At 53.8% G+C, this 24,021-nt stretch carries 22 protein-coding genes; 12 read left to right on the top strand and 10 right to left on the bottom strand.

All coding sequences use genetic code 11. From position 1 onward, the window contains the following. Positions 1 to 206 precede the first annotated feature (206 nt). The 6 genes from G163CM_RS02465 (at position 207) to osmF (ending at position 8,361) form a co-directional block, all read left to right on the top strand. Entirely contained in the window at positions 207 to 1,544 is a 1,338-nt protein-coding gene (locus G163CM_RS02465; protein WP_231826751.1) for a glycoside hydrolase family 28 protein, read from the top strand. Positions 1,545 to 1,610: 66 nt separating this feature from the next. Continuing rightward, the gene (locus G163CM_RS02470) at positions 1,611 to 3,170 is read left to right on the top strand and encodes an MFS transporter (RefSeq protein WP_231826753.1); all 1,560 of its coding nucleotides are present in this window, start codon (positions 1,611 to 1,613) and stop codon (positions 3,168 to 3,170) included. 54 nt (positions 3,171 to 3,224) lie between these two features. Beyond that, positions 3,225 to 4,460 carry an MFS transporter gene (locus G163CM_RS02475; RefSeq protein WP_231826754.1) on the top strand — a complete coding sequence of 412 codons (1,236 nt, stop codon included), beginning with the start codon at positions 3,225 to 3,227 and terminating at the stop codon, positions 4,458 to 4,460. Positions 4,461 to 4,482: 22 nt separating this feature from the next. Continuing rightward, positions 4,483 to 5,916 (top strand): DKNYY domain-containing protein, encoded by a 1,434-nt coding sequence (locus G163CM_RS02480; protein WP_231826755.1) that lies wholly within the window; start codon positions 4,483 to 4,485, stop codon positions 5,914 to 5,916. 24 nt (positions 5,917 to 5,940) lie between these two features. Further along, positions 5,941 to 7,350 carry a hypothetical protein gene (locus G163CM_RS02485; RefSeq protein WP_231826757.1) on the top strand — a complete coding sequence of 470 codons (1,410 nt, stop codon included), beginning with the start codon at positions 5,941 to 5,943 and terminating at the stop codon, positions 7,348 to 7,350. A gap of 93 nt (positions 7,351 to 7,443) precedes the next feature. Then, complete coding sequence (osmF, locus tag G163CM_RS02490; RefSeq protein ID WP_231826759.1) at positions 7,444 to 8,361, top strand: glycine betaine ABC transporter substrate-binding protein OsmF; 918 nt, start codon at positions 7,444 to 7,446, stop codon at positions 8,359 to 8,361. Between the two features lie 34 nt (positions 8,362 to 8,395). Here the strand turns inward: osmF and G163CM_RS02495 are convergent, their stop codons facing one another. From G163CM_RS02495 to G163CM_RS02520, 6 genes are all read right to left on the bottom strand, one after another. Next, positions 8,396 to 9,115, bottom strand: a complete 720-nt coding sequence (locus tag G163CM_RS02495) for a fimbrial assembly chaperone (RefSeq protein ID WP_231826761.1) — start codon at positions 9,113 to 9,115, stop codon at positions 8,396 to 8,398. Next, positions 9,081 to 10,406, bottom strand: coding sequence for a fimbrial usher protein StbD (stbD, locus tag G163CM_RS02500; RefSeq protein ID WP_231826762.1), 1,326 nt, complete (start codon positions 10,404 to 10,406; stop codon positions 9,081 to 9,083). Before stbD ends, G163CM_RS02495 begins: the two co-directional genes overlap by 35 nt. Positions 10,407 to 10,410: 4 nt before the next feature. Further along, complete coding sequence (locus tag G163CM_RS02505; protein WP_231826764.1) at positions 10,411 to 12,966, bottom strand: fimbrial outer membrane usher protein; 2,556 nt, start codon at positions 12,964 to 12,966, stop codon at positions 10,411 to 10,413. Beyond that, on the bottom strand, positions 12,950 to 13,705 hold the full coding sequence (locus G163CM_RS02510) for a fimbria/pilus periplasmic chaperone (RefSeq protein ID WP_476748454.1): 756 nt from the start codon (positions 13,703 to 13,705) through the stop codon (positions 12,950 to 12,952). Before G163CM_RS02510 ends, G163CM_RS02505 begins: the two co-directional genes overlap by 17 nt. A gap of 54 nt (positions 13,706 to 13,759) precedes the next feature. Then, positions 13,760 to 14,296 carry a fimbrial protein gene (locus G163CM_RS02515; RefSeq protein WP_231826765.1) on the bottom strand — a complete coding sequence of 179 codons (537 nt, stop codon included), beginning with the start codon at positions 14,294 to 14,296 and terminating at the stop codon, positions 13,760 to 13,762. Between the two features lie 385 nt (positions 14,297 to 14,681). Then, positions 14,682 to 15,512 (bottom strand): winged helix-turn-helix domain-containing protein, encoded by an 831-nt coding sequence (locus G163CM_RS02520; protein ID WP_231826766.1) that lies wholly within the window; start codon positions 15,510 to 15,512, stop codon positions 14,682 to 14,684. Positions 15,513 to 16,047: 535 nt separating this feature from the next. On the opposite strand from G163CM_RS02520, the gene G163CM_RS02525 reads away from it, so the two are divergent. From G163CM_RS02525 to G163CM_RS02535, 3 genes are read left to right on the top strand one after another with little or no spacing between them, the layout of a single operon-like run. Further along, positions 16,048 to 17,208, top strand: coding sequence for an ABC transporter permease (locus tag G163CM_RS02525; RefSeq protein WP_231826767.1), 1,161 nt, complete (start codon positions 16,048 to 16,050; stop codon positions 17,206 to 17,208). After that, positions 17,201 to 18,148: an ABC transporter ATP-binding protein gene (locus G163CM_RS02530; RefSeq protein ID WP_231826768.1), complete on the top strand. Its 948-nt coding sequence runs from the start codon at positions 17,201 to 17,203 to the stop codon at positions 18,146 to 18,148. The genes G163CM_RS02525 and G163CM_RS02530 overlap by 8 nt, the downstream gene beginning before the upstream one ends. After that, positions 18,132 to 18,869, top strand: a complete 738-nt coding sequence (locus G163CM_RS02535) for an ABC transporter permease (protein WP_231826769.1) — start codon at positions 18,132 to 18,134, stop codon at positions 18,867 to 18,869. The genes G163CM_RS02530 and G163CM_RS02535 overlap by 17 nt, the downstream gene beginning before the upstream one ends. Here the strand turns inward: G163CM_RS02535 and G163CM_RS02540 are convergent. Both G163CM_RS02540 and G163CM_RS02545 read right to left on the bottom strand, forming a co-directional pair. After that, positions 18,844 to 18,957 carry a protein YohO gene (locus tag G163CM_RS02540; protein WP_015963773.1) on the bottom strand — a complete coding sequence of 38 codons (114 nt, stop codon included), beginning with the start codon at positions 18,955 to 18,957 and terminating at the stop codon, positions 18,844 to 18,846. The genes G163CM_RS02535 and G163CM_RS02540 overlap by 26 nt on opposite strands. Before the next feature lie 59 nt (positions 18,958 to 19,016). Continuing rightward, positions 19,017 to 19,748: a MerR family transcriptional regulator gene (locus tag G163CM_RS02545; protein WP_015963774.1), complete on the bottom strand. Its 732-nt coding sequence runs from the start codon at positions 19,746 to 19,748 to the stop codon at positions 19,017 to 19,019. A gap of 210 nt (positions 19,749 to 19,958) precedes the next feature. Here G163CM_RS02545 and G163CM_RS02550 point away from each other — a divergent pair, with 210 nt between their 5' ends. Genes G163CM_RS02550 through G163CM_RS02560 form a run of 3 tightly spaced genes read left to right on the top strand, consistent with a single transcriptional unit; the run spans position 19,959 to position 22,876 of the window. Further along, entirely contained in the window at positions 19,959 to 21,644 is a 1,686-nt protein-coding gene (locus G163CM_RS02550; RefSeq protein WP_015963775.1) for a sensor histidine kinase, read from the top strand. Further along, positions 21,641 to 22,360, top strand: a complete 720-nt coding sequence (gene btsR / locus G163CM_RS02555) for a two-component system response regulator BtsR (protein ID WP_108473698.1) — start codon at positions 21,641 to 21,643, stop codon at positions 22,358 to 22,360. Before G163CM_RS02550 ends, btsR begins: the two co-directional genes overlap by 4 nt. Positions 22,361 to 22,405: 45 nt before the next feature. Beyond that, positions 22,406 to 22,876, top strand: a complete 471-nt coding sequence (locus G163CM_RS02560) for a YehS family protein (protein WP_231826770.1) — start codon at positions 22,406 to 22,408, stop codon at positions 22,874 to 22,876. An 88-nt stretch (positions 22,877 to 22,964) separates the two neighbouring features. Here the strand turns inward: G163CM_RS02560 and G163CM_RS02565 are convergent, their stop codons facing one another. Together G163CM_RS02565 and G163CM_RS02570 are read right to left on the bottom strand one after the other, a co-directional pair. Beyond that, the gene (locus G163CM_RS02565; protein WP_231826771.1) at positions 22,965 to 23,474 is read right to left on the bottom strand and encodes a YehR family lipoprotein; all 510 of its coding nucleotides are present in this window, start codon (positions 23,472 to 23,474) and stop codon (positions 22,965 to 22,967) included. 49 nt (positions 23,475 to 23,523) lie between these two features. Next, positions 23,524 to 24,003, bottom strand: a complete 480-nt coding sequence (locus tag G163CM_RS02570; protein ID WP_231826772.1) for a DUF1307 domain-containing protein — start codon at positions 24,001 to 24,003, stop codon at positions 23,524 to 23,526. Positions 24,004 to 24,021 lie beyond the last annotated feature (18 nt).

Consider the following 24,021-nt stretch of genomic DNA (forward strand, 5'->3'; position numbering starts at 1 on the left):
TCCTCACTGCACATGAAAATGTGACCTCCAACGCATTTCTCTTTCCTCTGCGTCGTTGATTTTGTGCGCGCTATCAAAAGCTATTTCTCCCCCGTTTGGCGGACGTGATGATTTTCACTATTACGTAAAAAAGCCTGGAAACGGAGCGCGAGCAAAGGGCGAAAACTTCGTTAAATGCGGCTATCGAAAATCAAACAGGTAGCGCAATGAAACTCTCCCTCGAACAGGCCGGGCTCGATAACACCGGCACGCGTCCGGTTACGGCACAGTTGCAGCAGATGATTGATACCATTGCTGCGGCAGGCGGCGGTACGTTAACTATCTCACCTGGTGTCTGGCTGACCGGCACGCTGGTGCTACCTTCCCATTTCACGTTGCACCTGGAAGCCGGGGCCTGCCTGCGCGCCAGCCCCAACGTGGCGGATTACCCGAAAGACCTGACGCAGTCCATGGCTGAGTTGTCGCATATGGCGCTGCTGTACGCGCGTAATCAGCGCCAGGTAACCCTTAGCGGGGAAGGGCGCGTGGAAGGCAATGCGGCGGCCTGGTTCGCGCCGCAGGCAGATGCGCAGGGCTATCGTCAGCCTGCCGTGCAGCGCCCACGTCTGCTGGTGCTGGAAGGGTGTGAGCAGGTGCGCCTGTGCGATATCACCCTGGCGGATTCACCGATGTGGACCGCGCATCTGGTGAGCTGCAAACATATTTTCATTCATCGCTTAACCATCGACAACGATCTGGCGCTCTCCAATACCGACGCGCTGGATCTCGATAGCTGCCAGTTTGTGCACATCAGCGACAGCTACTTCAGCGCCGCCGATGACGGCATTTGCCTGAAAACCACCCGTAAAGCGCCTGCGCTGCAACAGCCTACCTGCCATGTGGTGGTGAACAACTGCATCATTCGTTCGAAAAGCTGCGCCATTAAAGTGGGCACTGAAACGGCGGCGGATATCAGCCACATCATCGTCAGCAACTGCACCATTTTTGAGTCTAATCGCGGCATCGGTCTGGTGTCGCGCGATGGCGGCACGTTCAGCCAGATGAGCTTTAGCAACATTCTGTTTGATTGCCGTCACGGTCATCCGTGCCATTGGGGAAAAGCCGATCCGGTGTATCTCTCCGCGCGTCGTCGCGACCCGCAGGTTGCCGCCGGGCAGATTCAGCACATTACCTTCAGCAACCTCTCCGGTATCAGCGAAGGGGCAATCAACCTGCACAGTGAAACCGCAGGCGATATTCACGACATCACTTTCAACGGCGTTCAGCTTCAGCAGGTGCAGGGCGATGCGCAGGAGCAGGGCTGCTTTGATGTTCGCCCACCGTGCAATCCGGCGAAACCGATCGGGATGGGTCTGGATAACGCCTACCTGGTGAACCCGGAAACCGGGCGCGCGTGGGGCGTCGAGCCATACCCTGGCGGGCTTCCGGCGCTGTATGCCGACGGCGTTACCGGGCTGGTGCTGCGTGAATTCAACGCTGTGCGCCCGACGCCGTTGCCGGCGGGCTGGCATTCGCAGGACGTGGTGATAGTGAACGGGAAATAAGCATTCAGAGCGGCGGCGCGGCTCTGGGGTCGCTATCGCCGGATGTCAGTTTAAGGGGATGGAAAAATGATAAAAAAAGTCAGGGAGATAAAACTCCATAACTATGTCTGTTACGGCCTGGCGGATGTGATTGGTTCAGGGGCCTTCACGCTGGTCAGCGCCTGGTTGCTGTTCTTCTTAACCACCTTCTGCGGCCTGACGCCAATTGAGGCCGGGTCGCTGTTTGCGGTCGCGCGTATTGTCGATGTGATTATGTGCCCGCTGATGGGCTACATTTCCGACAACTTCCACAAAACCTGGCTGGGCCGCCGCTTTGGTCGTCGCCGCTTCTTCCTGCTGCTCAGCATTCCGCTGGTATCGGTGTACAGCCTGCTGTGGGTGGAAGGCTTCAACTACTGGATGTATCTGCTGGTCTATATCCTGTTTGAAATTGTCTATTCGATGATTTTGATTCCGTACGACACCCTGTCGGCGGAAATGACCTCCGATTTCACCAAACGGTCGAAACTGACCAGCGCCCGTATGTATATCGCGCAGTTTGCCGGCTTTACCGCTGCGTTTCTTCCGGGCCGCCTGATTAACTATTTTGGTTCAGATTCGGCGGATTCCTTCTTCTACGCCGGGGCGATTTTCACCGTGTCGTTCATGGTAGTGCTGTTCTTTGTCTATTTTGGCACCTGGGAACGCTCTATCGAAGAGATTGAACAGAGCGAGCGCACTATCGAAACCGCCGAGAAACTGCCGCTTTCCACGCGGATTTTCAATATCTACTACGATTTCGTTTCCACCTTAAAAATCAAAACGTTCCGCTCTCACCTGGGCATGTATCTGGGCGGTTCCGTGGGGCAGGATATCTTTAACTCCGTCTTCACCTACTTTGTGGTGTTTGCGCTCTCTACCTCGTCGATTGTGGCCTCTAACCTGCTGAGCGCGATTAACGGTCTGCAATTCTTCGGCGTCGGTGTCGCCACCTGGCTGACCCTGCGCTACTCGCCGTCCCGCGCATTTGCTACTCAGGCCAGCATGGCGCTGATTGCTTTTGGTTTGTTCACCTTCACCTACCTGAGCGGCTCAACCAGCATGGCGCTGCTCTATCTGGCGGCGGGAATTGCGGGTCTGGCGCGCGGCGGTATCTACTCCATTCCATGGAACAACTACACCTTCGTGGCGGATGTGGATGAAATTCTCACCTGTAACCGCCGTGAAGGGATTTTTGCGGGCTTTATGAGCCTGCTGCGTAAAGCCTCTCAGGCGCTCTCTATCTTCCTGGTGGGCGTGGCATTGCAGATGTCCGGTTTTGTTACCGGTCAGGCGAGCCAGCCCCAGTCGGCTATCAACATGATCCTCGCCATCATGATAATCCTGCCGGTGATCCTCACCGCGTGGGGTATCTGGTCTGCCTTCCAGTTCAAAGTGAATGGTCGCACCCATGCGATTCTTAACGATGAAGTGGCGCGCCTGAAACAGGGCGGCAGCAAAGCGACGGTCACCGCCGAAACCAAAGAGGTTATCGAATCGCTGACCGGCCTGCCTTACGAGCAGTGCTGGGGAGATAACACCGTCGGCTGTGTGAACCGCAGCCTGATGAAAGCGAAAGAAAACGCGGTGCAACTAAAGAACGCGTAATCATTGACCCGCCCGGTGCACTCTACGCCGGGCTTACTTTTTTGACTGGCATTTATGACTGAACATAGCGTGTACATTCAACAAGGCATCTGGGCGCGAATTGGCCTTCCTCGCCAGCTGCTGTGGGGCTTTATTGGCGTCTTTCTGTTTATTACCGGCGCGACTATCGAGCAGAGCTGGCTGGCGTCGCTGCTGCAACAGCGCGGCTTTGACGCGCGCGATATCAGCATGATGTCGTCGGTCTTCGGCCTTTGCGTGGCGCTGGTCTCCTGGTTCTCCGGGATTGGCGCAGGCGTGCTGGGCATTCGTCGCCTGATGTGGGCGGCGACGCTGGTCTATTTTATCGGCTCGGTGCCGTTTATCTTCTGGGCGCTGCCGCACGGAAACTATCCGTTGATGGTCGCCAGCTATGCCCTGCGCGGGGTGGCCTATCCGCTTTTTGCCTACTCATTTCTGGTGTGGATTAACCAGTGCTGTGAAACGCGCATTCTGGGGCGGGCGGTGTCCTGGTTCTGGATTGCCTTTGGCGTCGGCATGACCATCGTCGCGCCGTGGTTTTCGGGCTTTATGATCCCGCGTAGCGGGGAAACCACCACTTTGCTGATTGGCTTTGTTTTTGTGCTGGCGGGCAGCGGCTGCGCGCTGGTGCTTAACCGGGCGCAGCCCGAGCGTGAGTCAGATAGCAAAATCTTACCGGCGCTGGGCGAAGGGCTGATGGTGCTGGCGCGCGAGCCGAAAATGCGCCTGGCGGTGCTGGTAAAAACCATCAACGATATCGGCAAATTCTCGTTGGTAATTTTGATGCCGGTTTACCTGCCGCGCTTCGGTTTCAGCATTCAGGAGTGGCTGACTATCTGGGGGCTGGTCAATGTGCTGAATATCTTTGCCGGATACTTCTTCGGTTGGCTGGGCGATACCATCGGCTGGCGTAAAACCGTGGTCTTTTTCTCCGGCACGCTGTGCGGCGCAGCGTCGCTGGCGGTGTGCTACGCCCCGGTACTGTTCGGTAACAGTGAGGTGGCGTTGTTTGCCGCACTGGCCATTTACGCCATCGGCCTGGGCGCATTCGGCCCGCTGAGCGCGCTGATCCCCGCGCTGCTGCCGGAAAACAAAGGCGCGGCAATTTCCTGCCTTAATTTAGGATCTGGCCTAAGCAACTTTGCCGGGCCGCTGATCGTCACGCTCTGCGTCGATCCCCTTGGCGTGGAAGGTACGCTGTGGGTGATTGCGGTGCTTTATTTCGCCGCCAGCGTGCTGGCGATTCCGCTAAAGGTGCCTCAGGAAAAGTAAGGTCACTCGCCTTGCTGACACAGTGCGCTTTGCCCTTGCCGGATGCGGCGTAAATGTCTTATCCGGCCTACAAAATATAAATCGCGTAGGCCTGATAAGCGTAGCGCATCAGGCAATCTTGCAGCACTTATCCGGTGCGTTTGATGAATTCCTAAAAATTCTCAGCGCGCTGGATTTTTATAAAACGTTGCGCCTATATATCCGCATCAGGAACGACAGGATAAGGGCAGCTATGTTCAGACAAGGATGGTTATTCGCGGGCGTGTTCTTACTGGCAACCTCCGCCAGTGCCGCAAGCTATGAGTATCAGTTAAAGGATGGGGAAACCGTTTATCTTTATGACGGTGATGTGCTCTCTCATTTGCCCGACGTCAATTATGTTCGGCTAAGCCGTATTGCCGATTTATCCCGCCCGGAAAACAAAGCTCCTCTGGTAAAAATTAACCCGGATTACTGGTATTGCGAAGAGAGCTGCGAGCACGCGTATGTCAGCGATGGCCGCTATGTGTTGTGGGCCGGAAAGATAATCCGTAACCCGGAAAATACGCCTCGAGTGGACGCCGCTACGTTTCAGGCCTTTGGTGAGTTTGCGGCGGATAAAAAGTCGCTCTACTTTAACGGCGAGCGCACCGACAGTAATCTCGGTGATAAGCGTGTCGATATGGCGACGCTGGAGGCCACGGAGATTTACGGGCTACTGAAAGACAAAAATAATCTCTACTTTATGGGGCGCTGGCTCGCCGACGCAACGGGGTTTGAAGTTCTGGCGTGGAGCGATGACGCCGAACAGGGTTCTCTACTGTACGATCCGGCACGGCATCGCGACGTCAACGATTCTCTTGCCCGCACGGCAACCCAGGTATTTGTTAATGGTGCCCCTATCAACACGGATGCGGATACTTTCGAGGTGGTGCGCTGGATGCCCGGTTCTTTGCTGATTTATCGCGATAAAAACGGCGAGCATGAATATACCATCGGCGATGAAGAGAAGAACTGTCGGGTATTTGATATTCGCTCGGATAGCGTGACCTGGCTTAAACGCCCCTCAACCGTTCGTACTCGCCATGACTGCGTGGTTGAGACGCTGGAGGGTGTCGACCCGGAATATTTTTATCGGCTGACTGAGCGCGTGGGGATTTATAAAGATCGTGTCTATCTGGTGAAATTTAGTCCACTGGAACCGGATGCTGAGCTGAGCATTGTTAGCCCGAAAGAGTTTGCTGAGCTTATTGATGAGTACATATCGCCGGGTGAACGTTTGGAGCTTAATATTTTTCTGAATGCGGATGGACAGTTATTTCGGAAACCAATCCGAACACGCTATAGATATGGAGATGATGAAGACGGCGAGAATAAGGCACCTTTGGAACAATACATTCCCGCATCAGGTCATTGGATACCGCTGCGGAATATTACCAATGAAGAGATTGAGTTACTTATTAAAAGCTCTCATTAACACCCGTAAAATCAGGATGATGTCATGTTAAGAAAGTGCCTTTACCTTACCTCACTGATGATGCTAATTCCGGGCCTGGCGCAGGCCTGTTCCGGTGTTTCATATTCAGCTTTCCTCTATCAAAAGTCGGGTAATGGAGCGAAATATGTCGTGGGAGAAAGTCGGGATGATTACAATATTCATTTCCCGGATATCCTCTTACCGCAGGTAACATTCAGCCAGTTGCGACGGGTGCCTGATGCAATCATTCATAGATATGATTCACCTAAAGAGATTAATCACGATTTTATTATGGCTTCGGTCTATTCAGGTGAGCTGAAGAACGGCGGTTGGCGTTTTGACTGGTTGACTGATGGGCAGCATATTTTATGGGCGGGTAAAATTGTGCAAAACCCGCCAGGTGCGCCGAAGGTGGATGTTGCCACGTTTCGCGCCTATGGTCGTTTTGCCGCAGACAAAGACAGCCTCTATTTTGATGGTGAGCGCACGGATGATAATCATGGCGAGAAACAGGTGGACTTTGCTTCACTTCAGTCCGTTGGCGGGATCCCTGATGCCCAGGATGACGCCGATGTGCTGAAAGATAGTCATAATCTGTACTATCGAGGCCGCTGGATAAGCTCAGCCAAGGGCTACGTCATCCTGGGCGTAAAAAGCTGGAATCAAAACGGGCCGATACGGCCACGTACCACCTGTGATACGCGATATAACCCCGGCCCGTGGGATACGCTTTTCCGCACCCCAACGCAAGTTTTTCTTAACGGTAAAGCGCTGCCGACCGACCCTGATTCTTTCGCTATCGTGCGCTGGATGCCGGGCACGCTGCTTATTTATCGCGATAAAAACGGCACCCACCGGTATGCCTTCGGCAAAAATTGCCTCGACACCTTTGATATCCAGAAAGATAAAGTGACCTGGATAACGCGCGACGCGTCAACCAGCGGCGATGACTGCCGTATTGAAACGTTAGAGGGAGTGGATCCTGAACATTTTACACGTCTGAACGGTAACTCGGCGCAATACAAGGATTCACTCTATCAATTTAAGTATCGCTCTCCGCTGGATAAAACCCTGGTTGTGACAAAAATTATCGACCCCGAGCTGCAGCTGGAGAGGGGGTTAAATCAATATGGCCGACGTGTCTATTTCGTCGGACTCGATGAAGTGCAGACTTTTGATACCGTGGGCGCACTGGTTTGGCTTAAAAACCCCGATGGAACACCTTCCGATACTTTCGCCCGTGATGAGCGCTATCTCTATTTTATCTCCGATTCTATGGGGAGGATGGCGCGTATGGAAACGCGTGACCTGGATGCGGCCTACCTCAGTAAAGGTAATCATGATTTAGTCACCGTCGAAGGTAATTATGATTGGCTGAATAATCACTTTACGCCGGTCAGTGAGCTTGACGGGGAAGACTCGAGCAGTGAGTAGCCGTTTCTGAATCTTTCGGTAAAGATGATTTTTATCAACTATGCTTTTTCCTTAATTCTCTGAAAACAACAGTAAAAGAATGAGGAAAGTATCATGTCTCACGTCAAGCTCTGGGCAGGTTCACTGGCATTTCTGGCAGCCGTGAGCCTGCCGCTTCAGGCGGCGTCTCCGGTAAAAGTCGGCTCGAAAATTGATACCGAAGGGGCGCTGCTCGGAAATATCATTTTGCAGGTGCTGGAAAGCCACGACGTTAAAACGGTGAACAAAGTGCAGCTTGGCACCACGCCGGTTGTGCGCGGCGCGATCACCTCCGGCGAGCTGGATATCTACCCGGAATATACCGGCAATGGCGCATTTTTCTTTAAAGATGAAAACGATGCGGCATGGAAAAACGCCAGGCAGGGCTATGAGAAAGTCAAAAAGCTCGATGGTGAGAAAAACCATCTTATCTGGCTGACGCCTGCGCCCGCCAACAATACCTGGACCATTGCCGTGCGTCAGGATCTCGCAGATAAAAACAAGCTCACCTCACTGGATGACCTCAGCCGCTATCTGAAAACGGGCGGAAGCTTTAAGCTTGCGGCGTCCGCTGAGTTTATCGAACGCCCGGATGCGCTTCCGGCCTTTGAGAAAGCCTACGATTTCAAACTTAACCAGCCGCAGCTGCTGTCACTGGCGGGCGGCGATACCGCGGTAACGATTAAAGCCGCCGCCCAACAAACGTCCGGCGTGAATGCGGCGATGGCCTACGGCACCGATGGGCCGGTGGCGGCGCTGGGGTTAGTTACCCTGAGCGATCCGAAAGGTGTGCAGCCGATTTACGCACCTGCGCCGGTGGTACGCGAAGCGGTGCTGAAGGAATATCCGCAGCTGGAGAACTGGTTGAAACCAGTATTCGAAAGCCTGGATGAAAAAACTCTTCAGCAGCTTAACGCGCGCATTGCGGTGGAAGGCGTCGATGCGAAGAAAGTGGCGGCGGACTACCTGAAAGAGAAGGGGCTGGTGAAATAACTTTTCAGGGCGTCTGCAATGACGCCCTGAACGTTTACCCGCCTGTGGTAAGGTTTGCCTGATAACGGCGATAGTTGCCATCATCGGTTATGACGTCATAAACCAGAATAGTTCCTGCATTTAAGGACGCAGGCCGCGTAATCTTTTCCTCACTACGCGGCGCAATCATTACGCTGGCGGGTTTCTGCTGGCCGGGAAGATGCAGCGACAAGCTCATATACCAGGGTGAAGGATTCACAACCCGCAACGTATCTCCGCTAACGCTAAAACGCAGCCCGCGCTCATCTTTTTCTTCTGGCGGCTGCAAGCCCGCCGGGCGAATGAATACCTTCATGCGCAACCGCAGCGGCAAAATCACCTTTTGCCCTTCACGGCCGCTTGCCGCGTTATCCGGGGCAATCTGATAAATGTTGAGCCAAAAAAGCGTTTCCCTGTCCTCAGCCAGTCCCTGGCGAGAGGCGAGCATCAGTTTTAATGACCGAAGCTCGCCCGGGAGCATCTTAAAGACCGGTGGAATAACCACCACCGGCGTAGGGTTCACATCCGGCGTGCTGGCCGGATCGCCATCGTCCGCCCACACCTGCATCACCATCGGCGTCGTTCCATCGTTAGAAAGATTTAACGAGCGGGCGACGTCGCTGGCGCTGAAAACGATCCGCGTGCGGTCAACGTTTACTGCGGCGTGCACCTGAGCCGAGAATGCCAGCAGTAACGCCACCTTACTGAAAACTGACCACCACTTGTAATTGCGCATTGACTGTTCCTGCGGTAACGGTTTGACCGCTGATAGCTTCGAGAGAGGCGGTAAAATCGCCGGTATAGGTATCGACGGTATCCGATGAAACCAGGGTGGTGAGATCCTTATAGGCATACCAGCCTCGGGTATTCCCGGTGCCCATACTGGATTGATCCGGTAACAGATTCAGCGCCGTGCCGTTGCTGTTATAAATCTTAATGCCTACGCCCGAGGCGACGCCGCTGCTGCCGTACCGCGTATCGAGCAGCCATGTCAGGCCGCCGCCGGTCGTGACCAGATTCAGCGTTCGTGCGGCAGCCACGGCGGCGGGCTGATTGACGAGAAAGCCCATGGCAACATTCGCGGCGCTGGTGGTAGAGGTGCTGGTGCTTGAGATCGCACCGGACTCGCACTGCAGGCTGACGGTGAACGGGGCCTGGCTGGCATTGCCGGCCTGTAACTGGGCGACGCTCATCGTCGGGAGCAGCACGCGCGCGGGATAATCGCTGACCTGGCAAATCGCTCCGCGAACATAAGTGACGCTGCCGTAGCTGCCCCATGCGCCCGGCCAGCCCCAATGCCAGCCCGAGTAATTTGAAAGGCTATCAGCGCCATTTGCCAGAGCGTCTGAAACACCTGGCCCTTTGAACGCGATGTAACCGCGCGGTTGGGTAAAGAGATCGACATAACGCTTAGAGCCTTCGGCGCCGTAGGTGGTTGAGTTGATTTTAAACATCTCATAGAGCACGTTACTGAAAGCGCTGGCCGGGATGTAAATGTAGGTCCCGTCACTGTACCAGTCGCTGGCGGTGAATTTACGCGACTTCCAGTAGCGGCTGTAGGGCTCGCCGGTGGTGAGGTTGGTCATACGTACCGCGACGTTTTTCACATAATCGTAGTAAGCCCCCTCCACCTCTGAGGTGGTATATTTCCCGGCATAAGTAGAATCACCGTTGGTGGCATAAAACTCATACAGACTGTCGGCATCCGCAACGGCGCAGCGGAACAGAATCTGATTCGCTGTATAGGGCTTATTGGTGGCGGCGGTCAGGAAACTCCCCACACCGCTACCCAGCAGTGTGCCAGATGGTTGAAAGTTGCTGCCGCTATTCAGGCTAATGACTGCCGGAAGGCCCACGTTGCCGCTACAGGTATCGCAGGCCCCTGTCCAGTCAGCTGCCGTATAGCCCGCGCTTTTGGCGGCGTCAGAGAGCGAGCTTGTGCTGGTCACGCGGTAGCAGGTGGCCCACAGCGAGGTGCTGCAAAGAATGCCAACGAGGATGCTCAGGGTTTGAAGCCAGGCGCGCATGATGTTATTCCTTCTCGCAGCGTTGATTTAAGGTGATTATCTGTTTCTCGTCATCGGCGGGGAGCTGATACGGCACGCGGCACCGCTGTTGCGCATTTTCGCCCCAGCGCACCAGCAGCGATCCGGACGCCGCCGGAATACGCGCGTAAATTTGCCCGCCCTGGCCGACCATGCCTATCAGAGTGCCTTCGCCATCGAGTACGTCGGCGCCCATCGGTGGCAGAATCCCGTTACCGGCATTAAGGTTTATCAACACCGCTTTCCCTTTCAGCGTGTTGAAATTCACCCGTGCGATAGCGCCGGAGTACGGCACCACGCGCTGGCTGCCGCCTGTTAGCTCGGCATCTGCGTTCATTTGTTGTGTATCAAGGCTGACGTTATTAACGCGATAAGGGGCCAGTGAAGGCAGAATGGCGTAGCCGAAGCTGTCGACCACCGCGCCCTGGCCGTTCTGCACGCGGGCGCCCTGCGCGCCGTCTGCGTGAATAAGCGCAAAGGTATCGCTGGTGTAGGGCCCAAGAGTTACGCCGCCAGGATGCAGCACGATCGTGCCCGAAGCGCCGAGCCCGGTCTGACGGTAGTTATTTCCCTGGTCGTAATTGGTCCGCAGTGCGCCGATGCGGGTATTTTCCTGCACACCCGCGCCGAAGGTTGCGGAACTGCCGGTGCTGCCATCGCGATAACGTTCATATCCGCCATACATAGACCAGGAGAAATCACCGCCTTCTCCTGCGGAGCCGGTCATCGAGACGGTAGAGGAGCGGCTTTGGCGCGTCTGGTTGTAGTTCATGGCGACAGACGAACGGCTTTGTCCCCAGTCGAGCGGGATGGAAATATTCATCGAGACGGTGGTTTCGGTGTATTTTTGCCGGCTGGTGTCATCGTCGGGATCGTTCACGCTGCTATAGAAACGTCCGTAATCCCACGACGTGCGCTGACGGGCAACGTTAAAGCCGTAGCTGATCTGCTGCCACTGATTGCTGTAGCCAAGCTGCAACTGCGTAATGCGCGACTGGTTATTGTAGTAATCCGCTGTGCTGGCGCTCATATTGAGCGTACCAAAACCCCATAAGGGCTGGCTTACCGTCGCCGACAGTCGGTTGCGCTGATGCAACGTATCAGAATAGTAATCTTCACCACTTTTGTTTTCCCGACGAACGCCCAGCACATCCTGGAGATCGCGGAAGCCGCTGGTGGAATAGCGGTACGCCGCCAGCACCAGATTCGTGCCGGATGAAAACGTTTTGCTGTAGCTTAACTCGCTGCGCCAGCCCTGTTGGCGATCGCCGTTTTCAACCTGCGCGTTTGACCACGTGGCATTCATGCCAAATGCGCCAAGGTCGGTCGCCCACACGCCACCGGCCAGCCAGGCCTGATACTCTTTGGCAATACGCGCCCCGGCGTTTAGCGTAAAGTTGTTGTTGATACCGTGTTGCAGCGTGCCTTCAAAGAAGTTGTTATTGACGCTGTAATACTGACGTACGCGCCCCATCGAGAGGGAATAGTGCCAGTTTCCGGGGCGAACCGAGTCGGGCACGGCAGAGTAGGGCACCGTGAAGGTCGACGTTTTGCCGTTGGCTTCCACCACTTCTACCTGCAAATCGCCCTGGTTACGCGTGTTATAAAGGTCGTTAATGACAAACGGCCCAGGGGGAACGTTTGTTTCATAGATAGTTTTGCCTAACTGACTGACGATGACCCGCGCGCTGCTGCCAGCGATACCGCGCACTTCCGGCGCATAGCCGCGTTTGCCCTGCGGCCACATTCTTTCATCGGTGGCGAGCTTAATCCCGTTAAATGACAGGCTGCCAAACAGGCTGCTGTCGGTATAGCTATCGCCGACAGTCATGATGCTTTCAAGCTGTTCAATCGGGCGTTGAACCCAGGTTCGCACGCTGTTATAGCGATAAGCGCTGCCGGTCTGGTTATTATCGACATAGCGCAAATTGCCCTGGTGGCGTACTTGCCACAGGCCAAGGTTGGTACCGGCGTTAATCCCGCTCCATAAATATTGATAGCGATAGTGGCTGTCGGTATTTTCATTAACGGTATAGCTGGTGTTGTGGCGCAGGAAAATCGCCGAAGCCCCGCTATCCCACTCTTCTGGCGAGATATAGCCGCGCGGATTGTGCACCAGTTCGGTCATGGGAATGGCAAGCTGCAACCGTAAAGTGGACGACTCGAACTGCCAGCTACCGTCTGGCACCCAGACGCTAAACGGCTTGCAGGTCTCTGCTTCGTCCTCTTCCGACACGGTTTTGAGCTGCGCGCTTTTCATCAATGCCGCTGTGAGGCAAGGTTCCGGCGCGCTGTCGGCCCCCTTGTCAGCAAATGTCACTTTGACACCCGTTTTCACCAGCGTGTTGTTCACATAAACATCCGCCAGGTAATTTCCCGGAGAAATATGCTGCTGATTAAACTGCCCAATATTTTGCCCATACGCCGACCCCTGGAACAACGCAGGATCAAAATAGTAATCATCCGCCTGCGCGGCGCCAGCAACGATTAAGGCAATCAGCGATGTGAGCCGCTTTAAAGGGAAATCAGGGGTACGTAACATCGTAGTGCTCGCTTATCCTTGCGCCCTGGTCATTAATCGCAGTAAGGGTGACTTTGCCCCGGCCCTGCTGAGGCGCGCTTTTACCGTTAAGCCAAAATGTTTCGCTGGAAAAAGGGGCGACCATATCCACGTTCACCGGGATTTTGCTGCCGCCTGTTTCGACGGTCATATTGGAGAGCGAAGCAAACCATGCCGACGTATTTTTAACCTGAATACCTAAGCCTTTGCGGCCATCCCGCACGGCTGAAACTTGCAGGCTTTTGGTGATATCTCCCGGCGCGGTGAGGCCTTCCGGGCGATAAAACAGCTTCACCCGGGTACGCAGCATGATCAGCATCTTGTTTTGCTTTTGATCGCCCGCAACGTTAGTCGGAGGAACCTGTAAAAAGTTGAACCAGAAGACGGATTCTCTGTCCTTCGGCAACGGTTTCGCACCGCTGTAAACAATGCGCACAATTTGCCCGGCCTTAGCCTGAATGCGGAAAACCGGGGGCGTCGATAAAAACGGCACCGCATGGCTATTCTGTGGATTGGCATCGACATTGCCTTCGTCAAACCATGTCTGTACGACGTAGGGGTAGGTGTCATTATTTTTGAGCTGAACATCCACGGAGGAAGACTTCGCGTTGTAAATAATACGGCTGCCCAACATGGTGACGCTGGCGTGCGCCGTAACAAGACCGCTCAGGCCTAAGGCCACCAAACACAGCAAACTGCGATGAAAGACGCGCATTGAAATCATGGATTCCTTCCGTCAAAAAAGGGCACAGCACGGGCTGTGCCCTGAAGAGAATTACTGGTAAGAAACGGCGTACTGCATAGTGGCTTCAACGGTACCCGCGGTCGCTTTGCCATTTGCGTAGTACTGCGCGGTATAGGTTGCAGATACCTCTTTATCGCCCGCCGCTAGCGTCAGGTCGCCGGTACCGGTGAATCCGTTTGTCAGGTTAATTTCGGTACCTTTGGTATCCAGAATTTGTACTTCAACGTTGGACGCGGTGCCGGTATTACCCAGGTTACCGTTAGTGGTCACCTGGTTGCCGACGAACACGGTGGAGATCTTGGTGGCGTTGGTGGTGTCGCCGGTGCAGCCGGTAAGGCCGATATCAAAGGTCACTGGGCCGGCGGTATCACCACTGGCGGCCAGATCGGTGCTGCTTACCGTAGGCAGCAGTACAACAGGTGTTGCCTGGTTGCCGTTAATGGCCACAGAACAGGTTTCGTCTGTGACTTCGCCCTGGAAGGTGATGGTGTTATCTGAAATAGCCATTGCGTTAGCGGATACCAGCAGAGAACCTGACAGCATAGCTAAGTAACATTTTTTCAACATGATGCGTTTCCTGTTAATCCTGAATAAACCTGATTGCTTGTTCCATGGCTTCTGCGGGCAGCTTTAAACGCGGGTAAACGAGGTGTTGCAAGCCAGCAGTAACATGTACGAAAAGGTTAAGATATTTCCTACGTTATGTAATCATTAACTATTAACAGGTGAATATTAAGATTAATATTCTGTTAATCATGCGTAAATGCACTTAGTCATGGTGTTATACGCTGAAATTCTCAGGAGTAATGTTACCGGCAAGTAAAAGTGACTTAGGTAAAATCTCAGGTGATTACCACTGGATTGGTGCGAGATCGTTTTTTTTATGTCGAATTTAAAGTAGGAATTTGATGTGGAACAAGAAAGGGCAGTGAGTTACTGCCCTCAGAGTAAATTAACGGCGGGTAGTGGAGGTGGCTTCGCTAAGGCTCCAGCACACTTCCGCTTTATTTTCACGAAGTGAGCCACAAAGCATCATGTACAGGCGAGAAAGATCGTTACTGTATACTCTGAAAGTATTACTTTTGATAACCAGGACGTACTGGTCGCTGCGACATTGCGGATTTAACGATTGTGCGTAATTCAGAATGCCCTTTTTTAAACTCTCGGTATCGGTGTTGTTCGGTAAAGGGACGGAGACCAGGACATTACAGTTTCCTGCTTCGCCGATATAAATTTCCCGACGATCTTCCGGGCGATGCTGATACCAGAACGCGAGCGTCACGCAAAGCGCAAGTATTGCGCAGAAAAGTGTAATGATGGATAGGGTTTGAATTTTCCCCGAAGAGAGGTGCGCCTTTACCGCGTCAGACGGTGCTGCGGGAGAATCATTGTTTTTACTCATTGAAATATCATTAAAAATTTCAATGGGGGCATTCGTCTCAGGCTCGGGAAGCAGTTCAACCGTGACCTGCTGATGGAACATAAAACCCATCTTGGGTACGGTAGTGATGACCTCATCTTCCAGCCCGAGGTTACGGAGAATTCGGCGCAGTTTGCTGATGCAATGGTTGAGGTTGTTATTACTGGAAACCATACCAAAGTCATCCCAGACTTTTTTAAATATTATCTCGCGGTTAATTACTTCCCCTTGATGGCATGTGAGTAGTAATAATAATCGCTTAGTTGGGTTGGATATTTGTACCGCATCGTCGGGAGTGTCAGCCAGGAATAAGGTTCCAGAATCTGCGTCAAAGATGACCTGTTTGTTAAATAAAAATCTCATAGTCAGAACTCGTTAAAGGTTTTTTCTTAATACAAAGAAGAATCATCTCCTTTTGGTGGTAAAACAGTGGAAAGTCTGGCTGTATATTTTAGATTGTAAAGTGCTCGGTTGATATCTTAAGTTCTGGTAAGTTCATAGATAGACAAAAATATCACATATACGCCATTTGATGGCGTCATTTACTGTTTGTATGAAAAAATTAACATTTTTATGCGGTAAAAAAGAAAAGGTTAATCTGCTTTACGGATTAAATAAGATTTTTCCATCAACAATAAGAGTTTAATTTTTAAGTTTTGTAAATTAATAAATCATGGATTTGAGTGGATTTGGCATATTTTAACTACTACGGCGACGAGAAAATATTCAAATTTGCCAGGTTAAATCTGAGAAAGCGTTTAAACTGAAAATTCATCATAGTAGAGGACCGGGAGGCTCGCTTGACGATAAAGGGAGAATTTAAGCATTACAGAAAGCGGCGCTTGCCAGAACCAGAAAAGGTGCCGCTTGCCACCCATAAAAGGACATGACCGCTTCGATGACGATACCTGCTTGCCACAATCGCGTACAGTTTCTGCTTGTCCTGCTGATATCAGTAGCTGTGTGGTTACCTTTCGTGAGCTACGCACCGAACCGCCTTGTTTCAGGGGAATCACTTGCATTGTGGCAGACCGGCGGGTTTCGTCCTCTGTGGCTGTTGGCGTTCCCGCTGCTGCTGCTGGTCCTGAGTTTTATTCCTGGCCGTGTTGCTATTCTCTCAAGCTTCGTGCTGGGGCAAGCGCTATTCACTCTGCTGGTGTGGGCCGTGGGAGAGGTAGCAAACACGCTTGCGTCAACGGGAAGTACCCTCGCGCGAACCTCTCCCGGAAGCGGACTCTGGCTTTGGATATTGCTGGCTTTACTTATTTGTAGCGATGCATTACGCCGGTTACGACTCAGCACGCTCTGGCGCTGGATCCTGCAAATCCAGATTTGGCTACTGCCGCTGTTGCTACTGTGGATGGGGCAGCTCGACCATCTCTCTTTGTTAAAAGAGTACGCCAATCGCCAGGATGTCTTTAATGATGCGCTTGCGCAGCACCTGGTGCTGTTGTTCGGCACGCTGCTGCCCGGTCTTCTGATCGGCATTCCTTTAGGTCTGTGGTGCTGGCGCCGCCCGGCGCGTCAGACCAGGGTCTTTGCCATCCTTAATGTCATTCAAACCATTCCCTCCGTGGCCCTATTCGGCCTGCTGATTGCGCCCCTGGCTGGCCTCGCGCAACAGTTTCCGTGGCTTGCACGTCTTGGCGTGGCGGGAACGGGCCTGACGCCAGCACTCATTGCGCTGGTGCTCTACGCGCTGTTACCACTGGTTCGCGGCGTAGTGGCGGGGATGCAGCAGGTGCCAGAGGATGTGCTGGAAAGCGCGCGGGCAATGGGCATGGGACGCGGGCAGCGTTTCTGGCAGGTGCAGCTTCCGCTGGCCTTGCCGGTTTTATTGCGCAGCCTGCGGGTGGTGGCGGTGCAAACGGTCGGCATGGCCGTTGTGGCGGCGTTGATTGGCGCGGGCGGCTTCGGCGCGCTGGTCTTTCAGGGGCTGCTCAGTAGTGCGCTGGATCTCGTATTACTGGGCGTGATCCCGGTGGTGGCGTTAGCGGTTATCACCGATGCGCTGTTTGGTTTGTGCATCGCGTTAGTAAAAGGAGAGCAGGGTGATTGAGTTTCAGCAGGTCAGTAAATATTTTGGCGACCGGGCAGCGGTAAAAGATCTCACTCTGCATTTCAAAGAGGGTGCCTTCACGGTGCTGATTGGTACCTCCGGCTCCGGGAAATCGACCACCCTGAAGATGATTAATCGCCTGGAAGCCCACGATAGCGGCACCATCCGTTTCGCCGGTGAAGATATTCGCCAACAACCGCTGCTGGCGCTACGGCGGCGAATGGGCTATGCCATCCAGTCTATCGGCCTGTTTCCTCACTGGACGGTGGCGCAGAATATCGCCACCGTACCGCAGCTGTTGAAGTGGCCGAAAGCGCGTACCCAGGCGCGTATTGATGAACTAATGGCGTTGCTGGGGCTTGAACCCGAGCTACGCGATCGCTATCCGCATCAGCTTTCCGGTGGGCAGCAGCAACGCGTCGGTGTGGCGCGCGCGCTGGCGGCAGATCCAGAAGTGTTGCTGATGGATGAACCCTTCGGCGCGCTGGACCCGGTGACGCGTGGCGCTCTCCAGCAGGAGATGCGTCGCATCCATCAGTTACTGGGGCGCACGATTGTTCTGGTGACGCACGATATCGATGAAGCCCTGCGCCTGGCGGACCATCTGATTTTGATGGATAACGGCGAAGTCGTACAGCAGGGTACGCCGCTGGAGATGCTCACGCAGCCAGCCAATGCGTTTGTGCGAACCTTCTTTGGCCAAAGCGAGCTGGGTGTACGTCTGCTTTCGCTGCGTCAGGTTGGGGATTATCAGCGTCGCGATGAAAGGGTGCCGGGTGAACCTCTGCGGATATCCATGTCGCTGCGAGAAGCGTTATCACAGTTTGTGGCGCAGCGGCGTCTGGCACTGCCTGTGGTGAATGAAAACGGTGAGATTTGCGGGGCGCTGCACTTCGCCGATCTGCTGCGCGAGGAGGGCGACGGTGAGATTTCTGCGTGACCCTTTGCTCTGGCTTGTGCTGTTTTTCCTTGCGCTCTTAATCGGCTTGCCGCACAGCGAGCCCTTTTTTCATGCGCTGTTCCCGGAACAGTCACGCCCCCTCTATCAGCAGGAAAGCTTCGTCTCGTTGACGTTGGCGCATTTCTGGCTGGTGGGCGTCTCAAGCCTGGTGGCGATTGTGTTGGGCACTGGCGCAGGTATTGTGGTGACGCGTGACGCGGGGAAAGAGTTTCGCCCTCTGGTCGAGACCATCGCCGCAATGGGCCAAACATTCCCGCCCGTTGCCGTACTGGCGATTGCCGTTCCGGTGATGGGTTTTGGCCAGCAGCCAGCGATTATTGCATTAATTCTCTACGGGGTTTTACCGATTCTTCAGGGAACGCTTGCCGGGCTGGCATCCGTTCCCGCCGGGGTAAGCAGCGTTGCGCAAGGGATGGGGATGAGCAATGTTCAGCGGCTGCTGAAAGTTGAACTCCCGTTGGCCGCGCCGGTGATGCTGGCGGGTATTCGCACGTCGGTCATTATTAACATCGGCACGGCAACAATCGCCTCGACCGTCGGCGCAAACACGTTGGGTACGCCGATTATCATTGGGCTAAGCGGTTTTAATACCGCCTATGTGTTGCAGGGCGCGGTACTGGTGGCGCTGGCGGCGGTCATCGTTGACCGCGCGTTTGAACGTCTGAGCCGCAGGCTTAGCCGATACCGCCGCGAACAATAAATGAGTAGCCGGCGAGCATCACGCCGCCAATTCCGCTGACGGCCATGAACAGAAATAGCGCCACGACGGCAAGTTTAGCTGGCTTCATAGTGTGCTCCTTATGTTAATTAAAGGATTATACTGCGAAGCATGCTTGTTAATGAACCATTAATTTGTACACAAACGAATCGCGTAGCCCTGCTCCTGCCAGCGTTGAATCTGTAAGGCCTGCTGCGGAGCGGAAACGGCGCCGCACCACACCAGTAATGTCTGTTCCGGAAAGAGGCCCGGTTGCAGTTGCGGCAGCGAATGTGCCAGCACATCAACCCGCCAGCCCTGTTCGCAGGCGACCCAGCCCTCCAGCCATAATGGCGTGATATCGTTAACGTTCCAGCCGACCACCAGCGCATCATGGCCCGGTTTTTTTCGTGATGCAGCGAGGATAAGCGCAATAGTATTGATCAGTACCCCATCCAGAATGCCCAGCATGGCGCAGAACGTTGACTGCGAACCGGCCAGACGCTGGCGCAATGGGGTGATGAGTTGATTTACCAGCGTGCGCGCGGGATAGTGACGCGTGCTCTCTTTCAGCCACTGGCGTAACCGATCGATGCGTCCGCTTTGCAGGTAGCGCAGCACTTCCTCCTGGCGCTCCCGCCAGTCCTGTTGTTGCTCCTTACTGCCTTCAATCAACAGCTTTTTAACTTTGCTGACCTGAACGCCCGTATCCACCCAGCGTTTAATTTCGCGGATGCGTTCGATATCGGAATCGGTGAATAAACGGTGCCCGCCGTCGGTACGCTGGGGCTTAAGCAGATCATAGCGACGCTGCCACGCGCGGAGCGTCACCGGGTTGATATCACACAGCTGCGCCACCTCGCCAATTGTATACCACGCCATGATAACTCCCTGGATGAATATATCCTTTTAACTGTAGGTCGGGTTTTCCGCCTTGCCCTGTGGTGATGGTTTTTTAGGCATTACTTAACCGACGGAGAGATTAAAAATGTGATTCTGGCCGCTATTTCAGCTTTTTTTGCATAGCTTCAAAGAAAGTTATGTTCACTCGGTGTATGTTACGCAGCTTCATAGGTCTTGTGGTTTTCGGGTATGTACGAATTTGATCTGGTGTTGCTGCTGCTTCAGCAGATGTGTGTGTTTCTGGTCATAGCGTGGCTGATGAGCAAAACGCGCCTGTTCATCCCGCTCATGCAGGTGACCGTGCGCCTGCCGCATAAACTGCTGTGCTACGTGACCTTCTCGATTTTCTGCATCCTCGGCACCTATTTTGGCCTGCACATCGAAGACTCTATCGCCAACACGCGCGCCATTGGCGCCGTGATGGGGGGCCTGCTTGGCGGGCCGGTGGTCGGGGGCTTAGTGGGGCTAACCGGCGGCTTGCATCGCTACTCAATGGGCGGCATGACCGCGCTGAGCTGTATGATCTCCACCATCGTCGAAGGCCTGCTGGGCGGATTGGTTCACAGTATGCTGGTGAAACGAGGCCGCCCGGACAAAGTTTTCAGCCCGTGGACCGCCGGGGCGATTACCTTCTTCGCCGAACTGGTGCAGATGCTGATCATTCTGTTGATTGCGCGTCCGTTCCAGGATGCCTTTCACCTGGTGCAAAGCATTGCCGCGCCGATGATGGTGACCAACACCGTCGGGGCCGCGCTGTTTATGCGTATTCTGCTCGACAAGCGTGCGATGTTTGAAAAATACACCTCGGCATTTTCCGCCACAGCGCTGAAAGTGGCGGCATCGACGGAAGGGATTTTGCGTCAGGGGTTTAACGAAGAGAACAGCATGAAGGTGGCGCAGGTGCTGATCAAGGAACTGGATATTGGCGCGGTGGCGATTACCGATCGTGAACGCCTGTTGGCTTTTACCGGGATCGGGGAAGATCACCATCTCCCCGGCAAGCCTATCTCTTCCAGTTATACCCAAAAGGCGATTGAAACCGGCGAGGTGGTGTATGCGGACGGTAACGAAGTGCCGTATCGCTGCTCGATTCATCCGCAGTGTAAGCTCGGCTCAACGCTGGTTATTCCCCTGCGCGGTGAGAACCAGCGCATTATTGGCACCATTAAATTGTATGAAGCCAAAAATCGCCTGTTTAGCTCGATCAACCGCACCCTGGGTGAGGGGATCGCCCAACTGCTGTCGGCGCAAATTCTGGCGGGGCAGTATGAGCGGCAAAAAGCGCTGCTCACCCAGTCGGAAATCAAACTGCTGCATGCGCAGGTGAACCCGCACTTCCTGTTTAACGCACTTAACACCCTGAAAGCGGTGATTCGCCGCGACAGCGAACAGGCAAGCCAGCTTGTGCAGTATCTTTCGACATTTTTCCGCAAGAATCTGAAACGCCCGTCGGAGATTGTGACGCTGGCCGATGAAATTGAGCATGTGAATGCGTATCTGCAAATTGAGAAGGCGCGTTTTCAGGAAAATTTACAGGTTCAACTGCATGTGCCCGAAGAGCTGGCGCATGTCCGGCTTCCGGCCTTCACGCTGCAACCCATTGTTGAGAATGCCATTAAGCACGGCACATCGCAGCTGTTGAGCGTGGGCGAAATTTGTATCAACGCCAGCCGTGACGGGCAACACCTCTTGCTGGCGATTGAAGACAACGCCGGGCTGTATCAACCGGACGCACAGGCCAGTGGGCTGGGTATGAGCCTCGTGGATAAGCGCCTGCGCACGCGTTTTGGTGATGACTGCGGGATCAACGTTGCCTGCGAACCCGATATTTTCACCCGTATCACCCTAAGGCTGCCTCTGGAGGAGAACGCATGATTAAAGTGCTGATTGTCGATGATGAACCGTTGGCGCGGGAGAATTTGCGGGTACTGTTGCAGGCGCAGCCGGATGTCGAGATTGTCGGCGAGTGCGGTAACGCAGTGGAAGCGATTGGCGCGGTGCATAAGCTTCATCCCGACGTGCTGTTCCTTGATATCCAGATGCCGCGTATCAGCGGGCTGGAGATGGTCGGTATGCTCGACCCGGAACACCGTCCATACATCGTTTTCCTGACCGCGTTCGACGAGTACGCGGTTAAAGCTTTTGAAGAGCATGCGTTTGATTATCTCCTTAAGCCAATTGAAGAGAAACGGCTGGAGAAAACCCTCACGCGTTTGCGTCAGGAACGTAATGCGCAGGATATCTCCGCGCTCACTGAGAATCAGGAAGCGCTGAAATTCATTCCCTGTTCCGGGCATAGCCGCATCTGGCTGTTGCAAATGGATGATGTGGCGTTTGTCAGCAGCCGCATGAGCGGCGTTTACGTCACCAATCACGAAGGGAAAGAAGGGTTCACCGAGCTGACGTTAAGAACGCTTGAACAGCGCACGCCGCTGCTGCGTTGCCATCGACAGTACCTCGTCAACATGGCGCATCTGCAGGAGATCCGCCTGGAAGACAATGGCCAGGCCGAACTGCTGCTGCGCAACGGGCAAACCGTGCCGGTCAGCCGACGTTACTTAAAAAGCCTGAAAGAGGCGTTGGGCCTGTAAATCGTGTTAAACTAGCCGACCGCATTTTTCATTACCGAAGGCACTATGGTCAGTAACGATATTTTACGTAGCGTGCGCTACATCCTGAAAATGAACAATCAAGATCTGCTGCGTATTTTTGCGCTGAGCGACACCGTGGTCACCGCCGAGCAGCTGGCACCCTGGTTGCGCAAAGAAGATGAAGAGGGGTTTGTACGCTGCCCGGATATTATGCTGTCCTGCTTCCTGAACGGGCTGATTTACGAAAAACGCGGCCGCGATGAATCTGCGCCCGCGCTGGCGGTTGAACGTCGCGTAAACAACAACATCATGCTCAAAAAGCTGCGCATCGCCTTTTCCCTGAAAACGGATGACATCCTCGCCATTCTGACCGAACAGAAATTCCGCGTCTCGATGCCGGAAATCACCGCCATGATGCGCGCGCCAGACCACAAAAACTTCCGCGAATGCGGCGACCAGTTCCTGCGTTATTTCCTGCGCGGCCTGGCGGTACGTGAGCACGCGGCGAAAAGCTGATTACGCTTGCTGAGGTGATTACAGCGATTATTCGACTCATTTTTTGAGTCGAATAATCGATAAAAGAGTGGATACCTTTACCTGCCTACTACTGCTTCTTAAATCCCTGTTTTAGCACCATCTTCTCGGACAACAGCATAGAAAGATACTGCGCATTGCAATCGGTCAATGATGTGCCAGGGAGTTTACACAGCTCGCTGATATTGGCTTTGGTGTAATCAACGGTGATGTTCTCTGTAACATAATCATCCTGGTAATTAATGGTCTCTGTCACACCCGTCGTATTCTTATACGCATTACTGATCTGCTCAAATCGCCGCTGCGCTTCTTCTTTGTTGTTTACGCCTGCGCTTGCGTAGGTCATTTTGTTATCGACGTCCTGGCGCAGGACGACATCCCCTTTGTAGTAATAGGTCACTTTCACCTCAACGCCATTTACGGCGTTAAAGAACGTGGCTTTTTCCTCTGGCGTATTGCTGGCGGCAATGCTCTGGACATAGGTCTGCGGCTCTTTCGGGGTATCTTTGTTGTCGCAGCCAAACAGGCTGCCAGCCAGGCAGAGGGTAATCAGTGTGAGGGTGGGGCGGAGTTTGCGCATAAGAGTTCCTTGTATACTCAGCGATGTATTATCGTTCGCTCGCCGATGGCTATTTAATTTCCTGATAGCCGCTGGCTAAAAGCTGTTCTTCCGATTCGCTCATGGTTATTTTGGTGTCACTATCCCCGGAAATTGTCACGCCTTCCGCTTGCTGAAGTTCACGCAACTCTTTACCGCCCATGACCGTTAAATCCAGCGTGCGGGTATGAATCAGATAAGTATCGTAAAATTCCATTTTGTCGTCCACGCCCTTTATCGCATTGAACAGCGTATTTAAGGGAAGAAAGTATCTCTCGGCTTGTTCCTTATTCGACACTCGAAGCACGCTGTAGGATTGCCGACTGACTACCACCTGGCGCAGCACAATGTCATCCTCAAAATAATAGGTTTGTACCCTCTCTGCGCTACGGTCAACACGTTTAAAGCTTCTGCTTTGAGTGCGATCGTGGAAAATAACGAAGCTGGCAACCAGGAACATGAAGAGAATGGCGATACTGGCGAAGATAATGTGTGTTCTGCGGGTGTTCATGTCGCGATCTCTGACATT

The organism is Pseudocitrobacter corydidari (genome assembly GCF_021172065.1).
GTDB lineage: Bacteria > Pseudomonadota > Gammaproteobacteria > Enterobacterales > Enterobacteriaceae > Pseudocitrobacter > Pseudocitrobacter corydidari.

Bases quoted from the DNA above. Each gene is read 5' to 3' on its own strand.
- G163CM_RS02465 (WP_231826751.1), top strand. From the start codon at position 207: ATGAAACTCTCCCTCGAACAGGCCGGGCTCGATAACACCGGCACGCGT.
- G163CM_RS02470 (WP_231826753.1), top strand. From the start codon at position 1,611: ATGATAAAAAAAGTCAGGGAGATAAAACTCCATAACTATGTCTGTTAC.
- G163CM_RS02475 (WP_231826754.1), top strand. From the start codon at position 3,225: ATGACTGAACATAGCGTGTACATTCAACAAGGCATCTGGGCGCGAATT.
- G163CM_RS02485 (WP_231826757.1), top strand. From the start codon at position 5,941: ATGTTAAGAAAGTGCCTTTACCTTACCTCACTGATGATGCTAATTCCG.
- osmF (WP_231826759.1), top strand. From the start codon at position 7,444: ATGTCTCACGTCAAGCTCTGGGCAGGTTCACTGGCATTTCTGGCAGCC.
- G163CM_RS02495 (WP_231826761.1), bottom strand. From the start codon at position 9,115: ATGCGCAATTACAAGTGGTGGTCAGTTTTCAGTAAGGTGGCGTTACTG.
- stbD (WP_231826762.1), bottom strand. From the start codon at position 10,406: ATGCGCGCCTGGCTTCAAACCCTGAGCATCCTCGTTGGCATTCTTTGC.
- G163CM_RS02505 (WP_231826764.1), bottom strand. From the start codon at position 12,966: ATGTTACGTACCCCTGATTTCCCTTTAAAGCGGCTCACATCGCTGATT.
- G163CM_RS02515 (WP_231826765.1), bottom strand. From the start codon at position 14,296: ATGTTGAAAAAATGTTACTTAGCTATGCTGTCAGGTTCTCTGCTGGTA.
- G163CM_RS02520 (WP_231826766.1), bottom strand. From the start codon at position 15,512: ATGAGATTTTTATTTAACAAACAGGTCATCTTTGACGCAGATTCTGGA.
- G163CM_RS02525 (WP_231826767.1), top strand. From the start codon at position 16,048: ATGACGATACCTGCTTGCCACAATCGCGTACAGTTTCTGCTTGTCCTG.
- G163CM_RS02540 (WP_015963773.1), bottom strand. From the start codon at position 18,957: ATGAAGCCAGCTAAACTTGCCGTCGTGGCGCTATTTCTGTTCATGGCC.
- G163CM_RS02545 (WP_015963774.1), bottom strand. From the start codon at position 19,748: ATGGCGTGGTATACAATTGGCGAGGTGGCGCAGCTGTGTGATATCAAC.
- G163CM_RS02550 (WP_015963775.1), top strand. From the start codon at position 19,959: ATGTACGAATTTGATCTGGTGTTGCTGCTGCTTCAGCAGATGTGTGTG.
- btsR (WP_108473698.1), top strand. From the start codon at position 21,641: ATGATTAAAGTGCTGATTGTCGATGATGAACCGTTGGCGCGGGAGAAT.
- G163CM_RS02560 (WP_231826770.1), top strand. From the start codon at position 22,406: ATGGTCAGTAACGATATTTTACGTAGCGTGCGCTACATCCTGAAAATG.
- G163CM_RS02565 (WP_231826771.1), bottom strand. From the start codon at position 23,474: ATGCGCAAACTCCGCCCCACCCTCACACTGATTACCCTCTGCCTGGCT.
- G163CM_RS02570 (WP_231826772.1), bottom strand. From the start codon at position 24,003: ATGAACACCCGCAGAACACACATTATCTTCGCCAGTATCGCCATTCTC.